Source organism: Collinsella aerofaciens, assembly GCF_040926185.1.
Lineage (GTDB): Bacteria > Actinomycetota > Coriobacteriia > Coriobacteriales > Coriobacteriaceae > Collinsella > Collinsella aerofaciens_BC.
In genome coordinates this window covers 56,979-75,944 of the sequence record NZ_JBCOIQ010000008.1, presented here as the reverse complement: position 1 = coordinate 75,944, position 18,966 = coordinate 56,979, and the positions used below count along the sequence as shown (strand labels likewise).

Genomic DNA, 18,966 nt, shown 5'->3' with positions numbered 1-18,966 from the left:
TCGGACCCTCCTTTACTATGCTTGAGCGGCCAGTTCGGCCTTAGCTTTCTTCAACATGGCGTCGAGATCCTCGGAGGAATCCGAAGGAACCTTGCGGACCTCGAACTTGACGCCCTTGGCCTTGAGGGCCTCGAGAGTCTTGACGTCGTCATCGCCCATAGCGACGGCGTTGGTGACGACGACCTTGCCCTTGGAGTGAGCCATGGAACCGATGTTGACTTCCTTGATGTCGACGCCGGCCTCGATGGCCTTGAGCAGATCCTGCGGGTTCTCGAAGAGCAGCATGGCCTTGGTGTCACCAAAGCGCGTGTCCTTGACGACCTCGGCCATCTTCTTGATGGGCACGACGTTGGCATGGACTCCCGGAGGGGCAGCCTGCTCGATCATGGTCTTGCGGAGCTCGTCGTGAGCAACGCCGTCGGAAACCACGATGATGCGGTTGGGGTTGATCTGCTTGGTCCACGTGGTGGCCACCTGACCATGAAGCAGACGGGTGTCGATACGGACGTGGGCAATCTTGATGTGCCCGTCGCCGATGACCGTTCCCGGAGGAATAGCGCCTGCAGGAGCAGCGGCGGCCGCAGCCGGCTTCTTCTCCTCGGGCTCCAGAGACTCGGGCTTGACGCGCACGCCAGCCTTAGCCTCAGTCACGAGATGTTTTGCAATCGCATGTGCAGTGTTCTTTGCGTCAAAGCGCTGCGAATATGCCTCGATGAGCATAGGCAGGTTGACACCGGTGACGATAGCCCAGGAATCGTGGCCCTCGATGAGTCCGCTGATCTGGTTGAACGGCGTGCCGCCCCACAGATCAACGAGGAAGAGCACCTGCTCCTGGTCCTCGAAGGAAGCGACTGCTTCCTCGACCTTGGCACGGAAATCGTCGGGGCCCATGCTCGGCTCGAGCGAGACCACGGCAACAGACGGCTGATCGCCAAAGACCATCGAGCCCGTCTGCTTGATTCCAGCTGCCAAGTCCCCGTGGCTAGCAAGAACAATACTTACCATCACATAACCTCCTTTTTGTCTACGTATTTCCTACACGACATGAAAGGAGTATACCTGTTTGGATTGTGGAATTATAGCTAAATCCGCAAAAGGTTGGATTATTTGTTTAAACGTCTAGGTTTGTTACAAGTTGATTACGTTACTGCTTTTTGACTCATTACACGACAAGGCGTCGCTCATCAAGCTATGTATTTTATAGATACAAGCAAGCTGTTCATTAATATCGATATTAAGCAAGTGCGAATGTGCTCGTACTGTCACTATTTTGTTTAAACAGACATGGCTTGACTATTTGCACGACTTATGCTCAACAAAACTACTCAAAAAAGTTGCGGTGAAATAGTTCTTGTTTAAGAGTCAGAAGGCTGGATTGGAACTATTTCACCGCAACTTATAGGGGATCCTAGACGATGTGGAGTGGGTTGGCGGCGTCGACGGCATCGGGCGCGTCGGAAGGGCCGTCGGGGGCAGCGCCTGCCGGATCCTCTTCGGGGGTCTCGATCTGTTTGATCATTACCTCTTGGCCCTGCAGCAAATAGGTCTCGCCGCTACCGCAATGGGGACAGGCCTTGCCGTGCTCGACCGGCGAGTAGTCGCAGCCACACGCCTCGCAATGTGTCACGGCCTCAACGGGCTCCACGATAAGCTCTGCACCCTCGGTGATGGGCTTTTTATCTGCCGCCCAGCGCCAAGCGTCGAGTAGCAAGTCGGGAACGACGCCCGAGACCTCGCCCAGCAGCAGCGTGACGCTCGAAACGCGACGCACGCCATTGGCGCGCGCCACGTTCTCGACATCGCGAATGATGTGATAGACGATTCCCAATTCATGCAAGGCGAAACCCTTTCTGCAGAGGTTGATTCGATGCAAACTCAAAGCAAGGGGACGACGAGATCTAGTCTGCGCCGTCCCCTTACCCGCCATGGCTACCTATTTACGACCAAATTTAATCTTGATGGCACGCTTTAGAGCATACTTGCCAAGGCTTGGGAGCTTTTGCTCGTATTTGACCATCGTTGAGCACTCGGGGCGGTCGCGATCCAGATGGATGGCGTCGAACGCGCACTTGGTGGTGCACAGGCCGCAGCCGATGCACTTGTTGGGGTCGACGATCGAGGCGCCGCAGCCCAGGCAACGGGCGGTCTCGGCGCGCACCTGCTCCTCGGTAAAGGTCTCAACATACTCGCTAAACGGCGCAGCCTTCTCGCGTTCGCGGTCCACATGCGCAACCTCGCGGCTCGCGTTGTCGTAGCTCTCGAGCACAACGTCGTCGCGGTCGAGCGCGGTGTAGCGGCGCTGATTGCGGCCGATGGTGAGCGTGGAGCACGGCTGCACAAAGCGATGGATGGACACCGCGGCCTCGTGGCCGGCGGCGATAGCGTCGATGGCAAAGCTGGGGCCGGTGTAGACGTCGCCGCCCACAAAGATGTCGGACTCGGCGGTCTGATAGGTCTGGGGATCGGCAAGGGCACCCTGGCCGCGGCCGAGCTCCACCTTGGAGCCAGCCAGCAGGTCGCCCCACACAATGGACTGCCCGATCGACATGACGACACGATCGGCATCGACGCGGCGCAGATCGTTCTCGTCGTACTCGGGCGCAAAACGGCCTTCGTCGTCAAAGACACGCGTGCAGCGCTTGAAGGTGATACCGCACACACGACCGGCCTCGTCCAAGTGAATCTCCTTGGGGCCCCGGCCACAGCTGATGTGAGCGCCGTCCTCAACGGCCTCGCGACGCTCCTCCTCGCTGGCGGGCATCTGGGCCTCGCTCTCCAGGCAGAACATCTCAACATGCTCAGAGCCCAGACGGCAGGCGTTGCGGGCAACGTCGATGGCCACGTTGCCGCCGCCCACCACAATGGTGCGGCCGGGCAGCGCGTCGATCTTGCCACTGTTGACCTCGCGCAAAAAGTCGACGGCCACGGCCACGTCCTCGGCATCCTCACCCGGAATACCGGCGAGGCGGCCGCCCTGGCAGCCAATGGCAACGTAGAAGGCCTTAAAGCCCTGCGCGCGCAGCTCGTCGAGCGTCACGTCTCGACCGACTTCCACGCCATAGCGGAACTCGGCACCCATCAGGCGAATGACCTCGACCTCGGCCTCGATAACATCCTTCTGCAGCTTAAAGCTGGGAATACCGTAGGTGAGCATGCCGCCCGGGTGCTCGTTCTTCTCGAATACGACGGGCTTGTAGCCCTTCTCGGCCAGATAGAAGGCACAGGACAGGCCGGCCGGACCGGCACCGATAATGGCAATCTTCTGATCGAAGCCGCCAGCGCGCGTCGGCGTCACCACAGGTGGGACATAGCGGGTCGCGGCATCCAGATCGCGCTGGGCGATAAACTTCTTGACCTCGTCGATGGCCACGGCGGCGTCCACACGGCCGCGGGTGCAGGCATCCTCACAGCGGCGGTTGCACACACGGCCGCAGATAGCGGGCAGCGGGTTCTCGCGCTTAATGAGTGCTAGGGCCTCGTCATAGCGACCCTGAGCCGCGAGCTTCAAATAGCCCTGAACGGCAACGTGCGCGGGGCAGGCCGTCTTGCAGGGAGCGGTGCCGGACTCATGCGTCTCGATACGGTTGTCGTTGCGGTAGTTGGGCGACCACTTGGTGTGATCCCATTTGGTGGCGTCGGGCAGCTCCTGGCGCGGATACTCGGGCACCTGTCCGCCGGCCTTTTTGCTGCAGAGCTTCTGGCCGAGCTTGGCGGCGCCGGCCGGGCACACCTCAACGCAGCGACCGCAGGCAACGCACTTGTCCTTCTCGACCTTGGCGACATAGGCCGAGCGCGACAGGTTGGGCGTGTTGAACAGCTGAGAGGTGCGCAGGGCATAACACACGTTGACGTTGCAGTTGCAGATAGCGAAGATCTTGTTCTCGCCGTCGATATTGGTGATCTGGTGCACAAAGCCGTTGTCCTCGGCCTGGCGCAGGATGTCGTAGACCTCGTCGCGCGTCACGTAATGGCCGCGGTCGGTCTCAACCACATAGTCGGCCATATCGCCCACGGCAATGCACCAGTCGGCGGGGTCGTCGGCGCAGCCCTCACCCATCACGCGACGGCTCGCGCGGCAGCTGCAGGTGCTAGCGGCATATTTGCCATCGTATTTGTCGAGCCAGTGCTCGATATGCTCGATCGGCACCGAGGTGCTCGCGGCGTCGATGGCCTTCTCGACCGGAATGACGTGCATGCCGATGCCGGCGCCTCCGGGCGGCACCATCGGCGTGGCCTTGGACAGCGGTCCCTTGGACGCCTGCTCAAAGAACTTGGCATAGACCGGGTGCTCCTCGAGCTGGCTCACGCGCATGTTGAGGAACTCGGCGGAACCCGGCACCAGCATGGGCAGCACCCACTGCTTGGCGCGCTCGGGGTTTTCCCAGTTGTACTCGAGCAGACCCGTGAGGCTCATGTCGTCGAGCATCTTCTCGATATCGGCTTCGGGCATGCCGGTGAGCTTAACCATCTCGGGCAGCGTATAGGGACGGCGCATCTTCATCTTGCAGAGCACTTCGGCCTGCTCGTCGGTTGCGGCCTCGGCAAACGACCAGTACTCGTAGCCCAACAGCTCGTCGCGATGCAGCAGACGGTTGGTGCAGTGCTCGCACAGCTTGACGATGGCCTCGCGCGGATGCTCCGGCAGCGGCGGCACGAACTCCGAACCGATGTCAGGCTCGGTGTAGCTAATCCCCGGTCCGTTGAGAATCATGGTTGTCCCTTCTCTTGCCGCAGCCCGACGAGGCCGCAGCGCCCCTCTTTTTTGCAGGCCGGGCATGCCCCCATGCCGTTCACCCGCCATTAGTTGACATTGTGTCAAAAATAGTATTGACGAACTGTCAACAATATTCAAGACTGTTAGGCGAACGGTCAGGCAAAAGAGGATGAAAGGCGGCAAAACATGGGCAGCAACACAGCAGATACCTCTGTGGTCGATGCCGTTCCCGCATCCGATAGCGCGACAAAGCGCCTGACGGGCGACGAACGCCGGCGCGAGATCCTCGATGCCGTGCGCACCGTAAGCTCTGAGCTGGGCGTGTCCCACCTATCGGTATCGGCCGTGACCAAGCGAGCCGGCTGCACGCGTTCATTGTTCTACCACTATTTTGCCGATATGGACGCCGCTGTCACCGCCGTTATGGACGAGGCGATCGACGGTTTTATCTCCGAGCTCGAGCAGTGGAATGCCAACCGCACCGTCGGCGATATCGAGGGCGCGCTCGACACCGTCGCCCCGCTCTTTAAGCGCCTGGTCGCCAGCGGACACGAGCTGCCGAGTACGCTCACCTCAAGCAGCGGCGCACTCTACGGCGGCTTTTTGCACAACGTGGTTCAGCGCGTGGCGCAGTATATCTGCGACACCACCGTGGTGGACTTTGTCGCCCATCATGAGCTACGCATCGACCACGTCTACGAGACGTTCTACACCCTCATCATGGGGTTGTTGATGTATATCCGCACGCACCCCGATGTGCCCGACGAGACGGTCAAGGAAATCATCGCCTCGACGCTCCACATCGAGGGCTATACCGCCAAGTATCCGGAGCGCATGCCCCAGAACTGACGACATTTGGCCAAACTGCCCGCGATCAGAAGAGGGGCCGCGGGCGTGTGAAAGGAGAGCAGCATGCTGTTCGATATTTGGGGTAGCGATACCCTTATCCACTGGGCCGGCTGGGCCATGGTCTTTATTGGTCTCATCGTGCTCAACGAGGTCGGCCGCCGCACCAAGCTGGGCGCGGCAATCATCTTTGGCGTGGCTCCGCTGGCCATGACCATCTACTGCGTCGCCATCGCCATCGGCGTTTCGCAGGGTGCCGAGTGGGCACTCACCAACCCCACCCATGTGTACCAGAACAGCTGGTTCCACTACGCCAAGGTATACGCGGCGCTGGCCGGTTGCTGGGGCTTCATCGCCATTAAGTACCAGTGGGGAAAGATCGGCAAGGCGCATTGGTTCCGCGCGTGGCCGTTTGTGATCGTCGCCATCAACATCTTGATCGCCGTCGTGTCCGACTTCGAGAGCGCCTATCACTTCTTTGTCCTGGGCGAATCCACCTGGGTCACCTCCGAAGGTGCTACGCAGCTGGCCGGCTGGAACAACGTGTTCAACGGCATCGCCGGTCTCATCAACATCTTCTGCATGACCGGTTGGTGGAGCGTCTACGCCTCCGAGGACAAGACCGATATGCTGTGGCCCGACATGACCTGGGTCTACATCATCGCCTACGATATCTGGAACTTCTGCTACACCTACAACTGCCTGCCCACCCACTCCTGGTTCTGCGGCTTTGCGCTGCTGCTGGCGCCCACCGTCGCCGCCTTTATCTGGAACAAGGGCGGCTGGATCCAGAACCGCGCCTTTACGCTGGCCATTTGGTGCATGTTTGCCCAGGTGTTCCCGTACTTCCAGGAGGAGTCCATCTTTGTGACCCACTCCACGCTCGACCCCGGCGCCGCTACCGCGGTCTCGATCGCCGCACTGGTCGCCAACGTCGCCGCGATCATCTACATCGCCTACCGCGCCAAGAAGCTCGGCCGCAATCCCTACAAGCAGGATGTCTTTGAGGGCACCAGCGATTGGGAGAAGGCTACTGCTCGCCGCGCCAAGGTTGATTACGCGCACGCCGAGTAACGCGCCTGACGCAAGCACCGCTTGAATGTGAAGCCGCCTGGCCGACTCCGCGCTATGCAACGTATTGCATGCCCCCGGAAAGCGATTTGTCCGCTTTCCGGGGGCTTTTTGTTGTTGCGAGGATGCGGCCGAACGATGCGCTCAGGTTAAATCGGATCTTATATTTCGTATGCGCTTTATATGGCTCCATTTTTGGGTACAGTGTTGAGCCGATATTGCATTGGAGGATATATGAGCGATGAGACGTATGGCCGCGAGGATGCGGCCCAGGATGCGGAAGCATGTGCCGAAGCCCTGGAGAGCCTTGACCGGATCGCGCTAGACGAGCTCTCGTTTAGCGATTCGGCCGTCGACGCGCAGGACGAGGTGCACGAAGACACTGAGGACGAAGGCAGCGACGCCAAAGACGCTCCTGACGAAGCCGAAGAGGACGATAGCGAGGCCGACGACCAGCCCGAATCCGACACGGGCGAGGAAACCGTCTTGCTCAACAGCTTGCCGGCCGAGGATTCGCTGACCCGCGAGCTTCCTGGCTTGGGTTCCGCACCAGCCGTGGACGAAACCATCGCCATGGGCGATATTCCCCTGCCGTCCGTTCCCTCGGCACGCGAGGCCGAGGTTCGCCATCGCAAGATGTCGCCCAAGCGCCGCAATCTGATGGTCGCCGGTGTCGTGGCCGTCGCGCTCGTCGCCGGCGGTGCAGGCTATGCTGCCTGGAACGGATATCAGCAAGAGCAGGCTGCCACTGTCGCCGCCAATGCCCACACGATGATGTCAGTGCAGATTGGCGTGCATGCCGCGGGCCTCGACTGTTCCACTGGCTCCAAGATTCCCGTACAGGTGAGCGGTCAGGATTCTGACGGCTCCTCCGTGAGCGAAACGCTCTATGTTGACGAGCACGGCCGCGGCATCAAACTGCTGCCCGGCGATTACACGCTCTCCATCGCCGCCTCCCCCATCGCGGCCGACGGCACCATCTATACCGTCCCGACCACCAAGACGCAGGTCACCGTTAAGAGCGATGAACAGGATTTAAGTGCCCAGGCTACCTTTAAGCTCAAGGTGCCTTCAGCCGACACGGTAACCGACGACCAGATCGATGCCGCCGCCAAGTATGCCGAGGAGGGCGGTGCGAGCTCCGCCGCCACCGCCAAGGTACTCCAGCAGGCGGCAACCGCGCGGCGCGACGCCGCAACCAACGCCGTGAGCTCCCGCAAGGCGCAGGCGGCCCGCGACGCCGATGCTCGACATAAGGCAACGGACCTGTATCAGCTCGATATTCCCGTTGAGTGGTACGGCAAAGTCGCGACTTGGCAAAACGGCAGCACACTATGCATCTATCTTGCCGGCGACAGCGATACGCCGATCGTGACGCTCGTCGCGGTGCGCGAGGGCGAGAGCTTTACGCCCGATGAGGGCGATACGGTTTTGGGTGCGGCCAATCTGGGCAACGGCTATACCGTCTATGCCAGCGGCCCCGTCTATCCGTACGTGGTGCCCCAGACCATCAACGGACGGACGCAGAACCCCGTGTCAACCTACCCCATGGACACGGCCATTGAGCTTGTCGAGCTTACGACCGGCAACCGCTACACCTATAGCCAGATCAAGAACGTACTGGTCGGCAAAGACGGCAAAGCCGACGCCGCGACCAAACTCGAGACCGACTACCTCGCCCAGATTCTCCTGCCGAGTATCAAAGCCCAGGACTAGCCTGGCGCAGCAAGGTGCTCCCCAACCGTGATGAAGGAGCCAGGAGGTCCTGACCCCACAGGTCCATAGATGATTAGGCAAGGAGCCACTTCCATGCGGGCACAACGTGGACCACACCGTGCTCGCATGGAATATCGGTCTGTTCATCCATGGTAACGATTGCCGACTCGCCAAGATCGAACTGGGCCATCGAGGCATCAAGCGCGGCAATTTCGCGCTCGCGCGTTTTCTCACTTGCCATATCCGCACTTACCTGAATCAGGCTATAAGCCCGCATGAGAAGCGCGTCCCCAGCCACAAAGTCCACCTCATGGCTTTTGCTCTTCTCTTTGATCAGCAGGCGGCAGACCGAGCCGGCCCTCACCGCGGGAGTCCTTCTTCTTAGCGCATTGAACACTGCGGTCTCGAGCCTCTGGCCCTGGTCCAATGCCGATGCCGGAGAGAATGCTCCAAACATCGCAGGGTCGACAGCGTAGACCTTAGACGCAGACCGCATGTTATTTGCCAGTGAACGCGTGAACTCCGGCACAGAAAATAACAGGTAGGCGTCCTCATAATACTCAAGTAAATCGCTAAGCGAATTACGACTGACGGGTATCTGTCTGCTCTTGAACTCGTTGTACACTTTGTTCACTGACAGCTCTCGTCCCGAAGATGCCATACACCGCGTCAAGAACAGCGATGCCAGGCGAGGGTTCTTGACGTCGTAACGTTCAACGACGTCCATGGCGACCGTTCGCGAAGCATATTCCTGTAGCAGCTGAATCGCGTCTGCAGGCGTCTGCTCAAGTGTCGCAATGAATCCCCCTCGTTCAAGATACCCGATCAGATGATGTCGAAGCAGCGCTGCATCGCTCGGGGAAAAGGTCGCATCTGGCTCGAGAACGCTCCCCGTCTTATATCGAACGTATTCCGAAAAACTCAACGGAAAAAGCTCTCGCACAAGAGAACGACCCCTGAACTCGCTCTTAAGTTCTGAGGACAGCATCTTAGAAGAAGATCCCGTCACATAGACGGTCGCTTTCTCCGTATCGACTACACGCCGCAGAAACGCACCCCATTCGGGAATTTCCTGGATCTCGTCAAAGAAAATGTAAGCGCCCTCGGTTCGAGCAACAGGATACAGCGCATAGAACGTGTCGAGCACGTCCGCCAGCAGCGATGGCTCATACGGGCGCAAGCGCTCATCCTCAAAATTGAAGTAAAGCATCCGGTCAAGCTCGACGCCCCGGCTCTGAAGCCGCCGCATCTCCTGATACAGGCGATACGTCTTTCCACAACGGCGGGCCCCCACAATCACATTTACGATGTTGTCGCGCTTTGGCTCCTGTGGGTTTCCTAGATCAAGGTCTCGCTCAAAAACCTGCGGAACCCCCTGCTGTTCAAAGTCCTTTATTTTCTGGGCGATCAAGTCGTTGAATGCCATGATTCTCCAATCTTGCTCTCTAGCTAATCAAAATTATACCGATTCTTGATTAATTAGAGAGCAAGATTGTGTGTAGCTTGATTAACACTTAAGCAAGTTTTATCACCGTTATTGCTCCGAAGGATATCGAGTGGCTAAGAGGACAACCGAGCTCGAATGCGACTCCCCGAGCAGTCAATTTGGGACGGGGCTTTTTTGACTACCCTCCCCCTGTAGAAAAATCCCTAACGCAGTTGCGGTGAAATAGGGCTGTTTTTGCTGGTCAAACCGCAAAACAGTCCCTATTTCACCGCAACTTATTGGTGGCCTTTTGGGTGGCACTTAGCGCCAGGGGTCGGCTTCGAACATCGGCTCGCGCTCGGGGCGGCGATCGCTGTAGGGATCGTAGCCGTCATCGTCCTCGTTCTCGGCACGGATGTAGGGGTCGCGCGGCTTGGGCGCCGGTTTGGGAGAAGCCTTCGGTGCGACCGGCGCGGCGGGCGCTGCCTCAGCAACCGGTGCGTGCGTCTTGTTCTCGTCTTTCATCTGCATATCTCCTTGCCATGTACTCATGCTCAACATCATCGATTGTCGCACGAAAAAGGGCGGCGGACCCAATTGGATCCGCCGCCCTTGGCGTTTAGAGACGACTGGCAGATTTTAAGGCATGGCCAAAATCTACTCGGCGTCGGGGACCTCGTAGGTGGCCGCCGGCGTGTTGTCGCACACGACGGTAAAGCCGCCGTCCTTGTCGACATCGACCGTCACCTGATCGCCCTCGCGCACCGTGCCGTCGATGATGGCCGCCGCGATGGCATCCACGACCTCGCGCTGGACCAGGCGCTTGAGCGGACGGGCACCGAACACGGGGTCCAGGCCGCCCACGGCGAGCATCTGCTTGGCCGCCGGGGTGATGGCAAGCGTCATGCGCTCCTTGGCCAGACGCGCGCGGACGTCGGCAAGCTGGATGTCGACGATCTTCTCGATCTGCGCCATGCCGAGCGGATGGAACACCACGATGTCGTCGATACGGTTGAGGAACTCGGGGCGGAAGGTCTGAGCCATGGCGGCGTCGACCTGATGGCGCATCTCCTCCTCGTCCTTGCCCGAAAGCTCGGCGATAGCCTTGGAGCCCACGTTAGACGTCATGATGATGATCGTGTTCTTGAAGGACACCTGACGACCCTGGCCATCGGTCAGACGGCCGTCGTCGAGCACCTGCAACAGCACGTTGAAGACATCAGGATGAGCCTTCTCCATCTCGTCGAGCAAGATCACGGAATACGGACGACGGCGAACGGCCTCAGTGAGCTGGCCGCCCTCATCATAGCCCACGTATCCCGGGGGCGCACCGATCAGACGCTGGACGCTGAACTTCTCCATGTACTCGGACATGTCGATACGCACGAGTGCGCGCTCGTCGTCGAACAGGCACTCGGCCAGCGCCTTGGCGAGCTCGGTCTTGCCCACGCCGGTGGGGCCCAGGAAGAAGAAGCTGCCGATGGGCTTGTCCGGATCGGAGAGGCCCGCACGGCTGCGGCGCACGGCTGCGGCGACAGCGGAGACGGCCTCGTCCTGGCCGATGACACGCTTATGCAGCTCGCCCTCCAAGCCCTTCAGTTTGTCGAGCTCGCCCTGCATCATCTTGGACACGGGCACGCCGGTCCAGGCGCTCACGACCTCGGCGATTTCATCGGAGGTCACCTGCTCGTTGAGGCCCTCGCCGTCCTGCTGCTTTTGCGCCTCGAGCGCAGCCTCGGAATCCTGAATCTGCTGCTGCAGACCCGGAATCACGGAGTAGCGCAGCTCGGACGCACGGCCCAAATCGCCGTTGCGCGTCGCACGCTCCTCTTCGCTCTTGGCCTCGTCGAGCTGTCCCTTGAGCTCCTGCACGTGGTCGATGGCGTTCTTTTGGTTGAGCCAACCGGCCTTTTGCACGTTGAGCTTTTCTTGGACCTCGGCGATCTCTTGGCGCAGGGCCTCCAGACGCTCCTTGGAGGCGTCATCGGTCTCCTTCATGAGCGCCTGCTCCTCGATCTGCAGCTGGGTGAGCTGACGCGTGGTGGCGTCGATCTCGACCGGCATGCTGTCGAGTTCCATGCGCAGGCGGCTTGCCGCCTCATCGACCAGATCGATGGCCTTGTCGGGCAGGAAGCGGTCGGCGATGTAGCGATCGGAGAGGTCGGCAGCTGCCACGAGCGCGCTATCGGTGATATGCACGCCGTGGAAGATCTCGTACTTCTCCTTCAGACCACGCAGGATCGAAATGGTGTCCTCGACGGTAGGCTCGCTCACCATAACGGTCTGGAAACGGCGGGCGAGCGCCGCGTCCTTCTCGATGTACTTGCGGTATTCGTCGAGCGTGGTCGCGCCGATCGCGTGCAGGTCGCCACGGGCGAGCGCCGGCTTGAGGATGTTGCCGGCGTCCATGGAGCCCTCGGTGGCACCCGCGCCCACGATGGTGTGGAGCTCATCGATGAACAGGATGACCTTGCCCTCGGACTTTTGCACTTCCTTGAGCACGGCCTTCAAGCGGTCCTCGAACTCGCCGCGGTACTTGGCACCGGCGACCAGCGCGCTCATGTCGAGCTCGATAAGGTCGCGGTCGCGCAGGGTGCTCGGCACGTCGCCGGCCACGATACGCTGAGCGATGCCCTCGACGATGGCCGTCTTGCCGACGCCCGGCTCACCGATAAGCACGGGGTTATTCTTGGTGCGGCGGGACAGGACCTGGATGGTACGACGGATCTCGTCGGTACGGCCGATGACCGGGTCAAGCTTGCCGGCGCGGGCAAGGTCGCAGATATTGCGGCCGTACTGCTCCAGTGCCTCAAACTGAGTCTTGTCCTCGGCAGACGTCACGCGGTCATCGCCACGCAGCTCCTCGTAGACCTGCTCAATGCGCTCCTTGGTGACGCCGGCGTCGCGCAGCACGCGGCCCGCCTCGCCCTTGTCCTCGGCAAGCGCCATCAGCAGATGCTCAGTCACCACAAAGCTGTCGCCCATCTTGGTGGCCTTCTTCTCGGCCTTTTCGATGACGCGGACGAGCTCGTTGGACAGGCCCATCTGCTGGCCCTCGCCCGAAACCTTGGGCGCGTGGTCGATGGCATCCTGTGTGGAGCGTGCGAGCTGAGCCGGGTCGGCACCAATGCGCTCGATGATCACGGAGATATTGCGCTCGCCGGCACCGAGCAGGGCAGACAGCAGATGAATCGGCTCCACCGCGCCGGCCTGCGCGTCGGCAGCCGTGCTCATGGCGGTCTGCAGCGCTTCGCGCGACGTCATTGCTAGCTTATCGATTCTCATGGAATCACCTCTCTTGGGGCGGCCACCCTACGGGGCGGCTTCACGTTGTTCGAGAAGTATTGTTGCCAGCTTTGTACGATCTTATACACAAATCTAAGTCTCTATATATAAGATTTTCTGAGTGCTCTCATGACATGGAAAATCACCACAAAGGGGACAGGCGCGCTCACCCGCTGCGGCCTCATCCCCTTACTATCTCAATCTGTAACATCTAGCGACTGTTTATGGCTCCAGATGTTACAAATCAAGATGAAATGACCAGCGGCGCCCGTTCGTCTCAATCTGTAACATCTACTCGGCAAATTAGGATCTAACTGTTACAGATCGAGACAAACCAAGAACCACCACAAAGGGGACAGGCACCTTCGTGGTGGTCCAACAAAGAAACCGCCCCAATAAAAAGAGGCGGTATCAAGCCCAGTCAACGTTTGGCGATCCCCAGACCCAACGAGAACGCAGTGATGAAATCGAGAACCGACAATAGCCCGTTCGCACAGATAGAGGCAGAGATTCAAGGTCAGAGTCCGGCTTAAACGGCTTAGCTATCGCACGCCACATTGTTCTCGTCGTCCTCCCTATCGTATTTATAGTGCTTATAGTGAAAATAGTGAGTTTAGTGAGAAGAGTATCGCTCAAAACTCGTGGACTCGATTATTGACCTCTCGCCCAGAATGAGTGGGGCAAATATTCCTATTAGAGGTCAAATCGAAGCCCAATAGGGCCTTTTCGCCCCGTCATTTCGATCGATCGCTTTCTTTTGAATATTGTCGTAAGCTGGTATCACCTATCTTAATGAATGCATGCTGTTTGCGAGGTACCCGCCGTGAAACGCTCCACCTATATCGGCCTGCTCGTCTTAGCGTTTGCGATTACCGCAGTCGGCGTAGGAATTATCTATCTCGCATTTCTCCCCGCCTCTGCGACGCAGGCGGCGGTTGAAACCGTAAGCTACCCCATCGAAATCCTCACCGATATCGTCAAACCCGATTCAATCAACGTCGATTTCGACGGTACGCCCGCAGCGCTTGGGATCAGTAACTATCCCCGAATCGAACTTGGAGCCACGCGCTATACCCAAGATGAGCAGCTTATCGGCAAGGCAACCAGTTTACTCAAAGGCAAGACGTTTAAGCGATGGTACGGCGCCGCAATATATCGAGCCAAGAAAGGCCAAATGAATGGCGGGTATTATTCGACCCTTGAACTCGATGCGGCAAACGGGAGCAGACTGTGCAACGTTTCATACGACCCCGGCTACGTGGACAACGAAGGGCCGGGAGTCTATATCTCGGATGGCAACGTGATCTACGTCATGGAAGGCGACCAGACGGCAGTCGTCGATTTTATGGATCGGTGTACCGAGGATGCCTACGAACAAACCTGCGAGCCCGATCCGCAGACAGCGCGCGACAGCGGCTCAGCACGCACTTGGCTATTTGACGATGAGATAACCTGGACCCCATCGAAATAAGAACCCGCCGGACAGGCACCTTTGTGGTGGTCCAAAAAGAAGCCGCCCCAATAAAAAGAGGCGGCATCAAGCAAGTCTATTTATTAGCGTCCCTCAAGACCCAACGAGAACACAGAAATGTAGTCCGGGGCTTACCCTTTCCCGAACGCGACCCTCGCGAAGCGCGTGAGCGGGCGAGAAAGGGTAAGCCCCGGGCGGACAATTAAGTGCGTTACTCGGCAGCGGCCTTGAACTTGTTGTAGTTGATCAGGCAGCCGGCCTTGACGATGGCACGTTCTTCGGCTGTCATATCGGCAATGTAGAGCTCAATCTGCTCGACCGCACCATCGGCGCGCACCACGTAGGCGGCGATGTTCTTGAGGTCGCCATCGAGCGCGGCACGGATGCCCGGCACAAAGACGTAGTCGCCCACCTCAAAGTTGGGCTCGGCCTCCATCTGGAAGGGCACCATGCCCCAGTTCATGACGTTGGAGCGATAGCGCTTGGTGGCGTACTCGTGAACGATGTTGGCCAGGCCGCCAATTACGCGCTGGCAGCTCGCGGCCTGCTCGCGGGCGGAACCGTCACCGGGCTTCTTGGCATAGAGCATGGAGCCAAACTCGGTCGCCTTGGCATCGGCCGCGACGCCCGCGCCGGTCAGCGCCTCAAACACACCGGCAAGCTCGGCATTGAGCGCCGCCAGGTCGCCCGTAGCCTCGCCGGCCACGCGGCGCTTCTCCACGGCGTCGACCTCCTTGGAGCGACCCACGTAGGCCGGATCGCGGCGGCTCAGCGTAAACTCGGCCAGACCCAGCGGGTTGGAGCGGAAGGAACTCGTCTCGCCCGAGGGAATGAGCTCGTCGGTCGTGGTGACCGGGTCCATGATCTTGGAGCACACCTTAAGCAGGATGTCGTCGCCGAGCGGCTCCATCGCGGGCCACGGCTTGATGTTGGGGCCCTCGACCAGCTCGTCGGCCGGCTCAGCCTTGCCAAAGCCCCAGTACACGCGCTTCTTGTACGGCGCGTCGTCAAAGGTGTACTCGCAGGCCTCGTCCCAAGTCTCCTCGGGCAGGTCGGTCGCCGGCGTCAGGATGCCGCCGTTGGCAGCCGTCGCCGCAATGGAGCGGGCGTCCATCAGGGCCACGGCGCTCAGCTGGCCATTACCCGGCTTGGAACCCTCGCGGTTGGGGAAGTTGCGCGTGGTGTGGCGGATGGACAGGCCGTTGTTGGCGGGCGTGTCGCCGGCGCCAAAGCACGGACCGCAGAACGCCGTGCGCACGATCGCGCCGGCCTCCATGAGGTCGTAGATATAGCCACGGCGCGTAAGTTCGAGCGCCACGGGCTGGCTTGTAGGATAGACCGACAGCGAGAACTCGCCGCAGCCGGTGTTGGCGCCCTTAAGCACGCGGGCAGCCTGGACCACGGAGTCGTAGTTGCCGCCCGAGCAGCCGGCGATGACGCCCTGCTGCACGTGCAGCTTGCCGTCGACGATCTTGTCGAGCAGGCTAAAGTGCGTCTTACCCTCGCCGATCTTGGCGGCCTCGAGCTCGACCTCATGCAGGATGTCCTCGAGGTTCTCATTGAGCTCGTCAATCTCAAAGCCGTTAGAAGGATGGAACGGCAGCGCGATCATGGGCTTGATGCTCGACAGGTCGACCTCGACGCAGCCGTCATAGTAGGCGACATCGGCGGGCTTGAGCTCGCGGTAGTCGTCGCCGCGGCCGTGCATGGTCAAGAATGCGTGCGTGTCCTCGTCGGTAGCCCAGATACTCGACAGGCAGGTGGTCTCGGTGGTCATGACGTCGACGCCGTTGCGGTAATCGGTCGTCATGCTCGCGATGCCCGGGCCCACAAACTCCATGACCTTGTTCTTGACGTAGCCCTTGGCAAAGACGGCGCGGATGATGGCGAGCGCCACGTCGTGCGGGCCGATGCCGGGACGCGGGGCGCCCGTGAGGTAGATGGCAACGACGCCGGGATAGGCAACGTCGTAGGTGTCGCGCAGCAGCTGCTTTGCCAGCTCGCCGCCGCCCTCGCCCACGGCCATGGTGCCCAGAGCGCCGTAGCGGGTGTGCGAGTCGGAACCCAGGATCATCTTGCCGCAGCCGGCGAAGTTCTCACGCATAAAGGAGTGGATGACGGCGATGTGCGGCGGAACGAAGATGCCGCCGTACTTCTTGGCCGCGGAAAGGCCAAAGACATGGTCGTCCTCGTTGATGGTGCCGCCCACGGCGCACAGCGAGTTGTGGCAGTTGGTGAGCACGTAGGGCAGCGGGAACTGCTCCATGCCCGAGGCGCGCGCCGTCTGGATGATGCCGACGAAGGTGATATCGTGGCTCGCCATGGCATCGAAACGAATCTTGAGCGCCTCGGGGTCGCCGGACGTGTTGTGTGCCTGAAGGATCGAATACGCGATGGTGCCACGCTTGGCGTCCTCGGGCGTCTGCGTAATACCGCGCTCGGCAGCCTCGGCCGCAGGCACAACCTCGCTGCCGCCACGCAGGTAGATGCCGTCCTCGTACAGCTTAACCATACTGTCTCCCACTCTGCCCGAAAGGCTCGGGCGCATAGCATACATTCGTTCAATATCGTGCCATAGAACGGTTGCAAGTGGGTTACGAATCTGCACGTTCACTTTATCTCGGTAAAGTAAAGGACGAGCCCGGCGAGGGCCGACAGATTTGGTGCAAGAGCGTCCCTTTCGACTAGTCATTTAAGAACGTCCCCAATGGCTACCCATAACAACGTCGATGTTTTGGCAACGACAGCGAGCGGGGCCCAATGGCTACCAACGACTACCGCATCCGGAGCAAGGCGACGCCGCAGGCAGGGGACGGACAGCGAGCGACGTCCAGAGCGAACAAGTTGGCATGAAAAAGGCAAGGCATAGACCTTCTGGTCATGCCTTGCCTTTTGAATGACAAATTGTCGCTCTGGGCGGCGCGCAGCGTCGGCCCGTTACGCGGGTTGGTAAACCCGCGTAACTACAAATCCCCGCCGGCGCCCAGCAGCTTGCGCATGACCTGTTCGGGGTTAACCGAGCCGTCGCGCGGGGCCAGGGCGGTGATCTTCTTCTGCATCTTGTACTCGTGCAGCTCGTCCTCGAGCTGGCGCACGCGGGCACGGAGCTTTTCGTTCTCGCGCTCGCGCTCCTCAGCACGCTCCTTCATATCGAGGATACGCACCACGCCGGCAAGGTTGATGCCCTCGTCGGTCAGCTGGTTGATGAGCTCCAGGCGCTCGATATCGGCACGCGAATACAGACGCGTGTTGCCGCCCGAGCGCTGGGGATTCACCAAGCCTTTGGACTCGTAGACGCGCAGAGTCTGCGGGTGCATGCCGGTCAGCTCGGCCGCCACGCTGATCATGTACAGCGGTTTGTTCCTATTGTCCTCGGCCATGCTACCTGACCCCTTTCCGTCTCGTTATCGTCCATCATAAGCCCGCGGGCGCGGGCGTGCGCCACGACCACCCTAGTACGTCGCCTTGTAACGGTTGACCTTCTCGCGATAGTCGCGCGCGTCGGCCTCGCGCAGCTTGGTCATGGCATCGCGCTCGTCATCAGACAGGTTCGTGGGAACCTGCACCTTGATCTCGACAAGCAGTGCACCGGTGCGCCCGCGATGCTTAACGTCGGGCGCACCCATCTCCTTAAAGCGGAACTTCTTGCCCGTCTGGGTGCCAGCGGGCACCTTCAGACGAACCGTCGCGCCGCCGGGCGTCGGCACGTCCACCGTGCAGCCGAGCGCCGCCTCATAGACCGAGACCGGTACCTCCATGGTCACGTCGGCACCTTTACGCTTAAACAGCGGATGCTCCTCCACGTGCGTGGTCACGACCAGGTCGCCGCGCTCGCCGCCGGCAACGCCATACTCGCCGCGACGTTTGTAGCGCAGCTTGCCGCCGTCGACCGCGCCCGCGGGCACCGAAACCGTAATGGTCTGCTGCTCGCCTGTCGAGGGAATGCGATAGGTGACCTTGTGCGTCACGCCGCGGAACGCGTCCTCAGCCGTCACATCGACGGTCAGCGACAGGTCGCCGCCCTTGCGAGCGCGGCTGCGACCCGCGCCGGCACCGGCAGCGCCCGCAGCCCCGGCAAAGCCCGAGCCCCAATCGCTGCCCCAGGCGCCGTTGCCGCTAAAGATGCTGTCGAAGATGTCGCCCCAGCCGCTGGCGCCCGCGCCGGCACCGTAGCCGCCGCCATACGCGCCGCCCGCGCCCGGCATGCCGCCAAACATGAGCATCTGGTCGTACTCTTTGCGCTTCTTCTCGTCCGAAAGCGTTTCGTAGGCCTCGCTGATCTCCTTAAACTTGGCCTCGTCGCCGCCGGCATCGGGGTGATATTTTTGCGCGAGCTTGCGAAACGCGCTCTTGATCTCTTTATCGGAGGCGCTCTTGGATACGCCCAGGATGTCATAGAAGGTTTTGCCTGCAGCCATCGTAGCTCCTCTCCTGTTA

General features: G+C 60.3%; 13 protein-coding genes. 4 read left to right on the top strand and 9 right to left on the bottom strand.

What is annotated here, in order from left to right; all coding sequences use genetic code 11:
- Positions 1–15: 15 nt before the first annotated feature.
- The 3 genes from AB5750_RS05280 to AB5750_RS05270 all read right to left on the bottom strand — a co-directional run bounded on the left by AB5750_RS05280 (position 16) and on the right by AB5750_RS05270 (position 4,711).
- On the bottom strand, positions 16–1,005 hold the full coding sequence (locus AB5750_RS05280; RefSeq protein ID WP_148332486.1) for a PTS sugar transporter subunit IIB: 990 nt from the start codon (positions 1,003–1,005) through the stop codon (positions 16–18).
- Between the two features lie 403 nt (positions 1,006–1,408).
- Positions 1,409–1,837 (bottom strand): hydrogenase maturation nickel metallochaperone HypA/HybF, encoded by a 429-nt coding sequence (locus AB5750_RS05275; RefSeq protein ID WP_368145647.1) that lies wholly within the window; start codon positions 1,835–1,837, stop codon positions 1,409–1,411.
- Between the two features lie 96 nt (positions 1,838–1,933).
- Positions 1,934–4,711, bottom strand: a complete 2,778-nt coding sequence (locus AB5750_RS05270) for an FAD-dependent oxidoreductase (protein WP_368145646.1) — start codon at positions 4,709–4,711, stop codon at positions 1,934–1,936.
- Positions 4,712–4,900: 189 nt separating this feature from the next.
- Between AB5750_RS05270 and AB5750_RS05265 the strand changes: the two genes are divergently transcribed.
- From AB5750_RS05265 to AB5750_RS05255, 3 genes are all read left to right on the top strand, one after another.
- The gene (locus tag AB5750_RS05265) at positions 4,901–5,563 is read left to right on the top strand and encodes a TetR/AcrR family transcriptional regulator (protein ID WP_368145645.1); all 663 of its coding nucleotides are present in this window, start codon (positions 4,901–4,903) and stop codon (positions 5,561–5,563) included.
- A 63-nt stretch (positions 5,564–5,626) separates the two neighbouring features.
- A complete protein-coding gene (locus AB5750_RS05260; protein ID WP_368145644.1) occupies positions 5,627–6,634 on the top strand; it encodes a DUF5692 family protein in 1,008 nt (335 codons plus the stop codon).
- Between the two features lie 231 nt (positions 6,635–6,865).
- On the top strand, positions 6,866–8,347 hold the full coding sequence (locus AB5750_RS05255; RefSeq protein WP_368145643.1) for a hypothetical protein: 1,482 nt from the start codon (positions 6,866–6,868) through the stop codon (positions 8,345–8,347).
- 73 nt (positions 8,348–8,420) lie between these two features.
- On the opposite strand, the gene AB5750_RS05250 is transcribed toward AB5750_RS05255, so the two are convergent.
- From AB5750_RS05250 to clpB, 3 genes are all read right to left on the bottom strand, one after another.
- Positions 8,421–9,773: an ATP-binding protein gene (locus AB5750_RS05250; RefSeq protein WP_368145642.1), complete on the bottom strand. Its 1,353-nt coding sequence runs from the start codon at positions 9,771–9,773 to the stop codon at positions 8,421–8,423.
- 321 nt (positions 9,774–10,094) lie between these two features.
- Entirely contained in the window at positions 10,095–10,298 is a 204-nt protein-coding gene (locus tag AB5750_RS05245) for a hypothetical protein (protein ID WP_138340859.1), read from the bottom strand.
- A 132-nt stretch (positions 10,299–10,430) separates the two neighbouring features.
- Entirely contained in the window at positions 10,431–13,058 is a 2,628-nt protein-coding gene (gene clpB / locus AB5750_RS05240; RefSeq protein WP_138375308.1) for an ATP-dependent chaperone ClpB, read from the bottom strand.
- A gap of 823 nt (positions 13,059–13,881) precedes the next feature.
- Here clpB and AB5750_RS05235 point away from each other — a divergent pair.
- Positions 13,882–14,529: a hypothetical protein gene (locus AB5750_RS05235; RefSeq protein WP_368145641.1), complete on the top strand. Its 648-nt coding sequence runs from the start codon at positions 13,882–13,884 to the stop codon at positions 14,527–14,529.
- A 211-nt stretch (positions 14,530–14,740) separates the two neighbouring features.
- Here the strand turns inward: AB5750_RS05235 and AB5750_RS05230 are convergent, their stop codons facing one another.
- From AB5750_RS05230 to AB5750_RS05220, 3 genes are all read right to left on the bottom strand, one after another.
- Positions 14,741–17,041 carry a hydratase gene (locus AB5750_RS05230; protein WP_368145640.1) on the bottom strand — a complete coding sequence of 767 codons (2,301 nt, stop codon included), beginning with the start codon at positions 17,039–17,041 and terminating at the stop codon, positions 14,741–14,743.
- A gap of 451 nt (positions 17,042–17,492) precedes the next feature.
- The gene (locus AB5750_RS05225) at positions 17,493–17,909 is read right to left on the bottom strand and encodes a heat shock protein transcriptional repressor HspR (protein WP_006235210.1); all 417 of its coding nucleotides are present in this window, start codon (positions 17,907–17,909) and stop codon (positions 17,493–17,495) included.
- 72 nt (positions 17,910–17,981) lie between these two features.
- Positions 17,982–18,947, bottom strand: a complete 966-nt coding sequence (locus tag AB5750_RS05220) for a DnaJ C-terminal domain-containing protein (protein WP_195503000.1) — start codon at positions 18,945–18,947, stop codon at positions 17,982–17,984.
- Positions 18,948–18,966 lie beyond the last annotated feature (19 nt).

What these genes read in the sequence shown, in the direction of transcription:
- AB5750_RS05280 (WP_148332486.1), bottom strand. Translation starts at nt 1,005, where the DNA reads ATGGTAAGTATTGTTCTTGCTAGCCACGGGGACTTGGCAGCTGGAATC.
- AB5750_RS05270 (WP_368145646.1), bottom strand. Translation starts at nt 4,711, where the DNA reads ATGATTCTCAACGGACCGGGGATTAGCTACACCGAGCCTGACATCGGT.
- AB5750_RS05265 (WP_368145645.1), top strand. Translation starts at nt 4,901, where the DNA reads ATGGGCAGCAACACAGCAGATACCTCTGTGGTCGATGCCGTTCCCGCA.
- AB5750_RS05260 (WP_368145644.1), top strand. Translation starts at nt 5,627, where the DNA reads ATGCTGTTCGATATTTGGGGTAGCGATACCCTTATCCACTGGGCCGGC.
- AB5750_RS05255 (WP_368145643.1), top strand. Translation starts at nt 6,866, where the DNA reads ATGAGCGATGAGACGTATGGCCGCGAGGATGCGGCCCAGGATGCGGAA.
- AB5750_RS05250 (WP_368145642.1), bottom strand. Translation starts at nt 9,773, where the DNA reads ATGGCATTCAACGACTTGATCGCCCAGAAAATAAAGGACTTTGAACAG.
- AB5750_RS05245 (WP_138340859.1), bottom strand. Translation starts at nt 10,298, where the DNA reads ATGAAAGACGAGAACAAGACGCACGCACCGGTTGCTGAGGCAGCGCCC.
- clpB (WP_138375308.1), bottom strand. Translation starts at nt 13,058, where the DNA reads ATGAGAATCGATAAGCTAGCAATGACGTCGCGCGAAGCGCTGCAGACC.
- AB5750_RS05230 (WP_368145640.1), bottom strand. Translation starts at nt 17,041, where the DNA reads ATGGTTAAGCTGTACGAGGACGGCATCTACCTGCGTGGCGGCAGCGAG.
- AB5750_RS05225 (WP_006235210.1), bottom strand. Translation starts at nt 17,909, where the DNA reads ATGGCCGAGGACAATAGGAACAAACCGCTGTACATGATCAGCGTGGCG.
- AB5750_RS05220 (WP_195503000.1), bottom strand. Translation starts at nt 18,947, where the DNA reads ATGGCTGCAGGCAAAACCTTCTATGACATCCTGGGCGTATCCAAGAGC.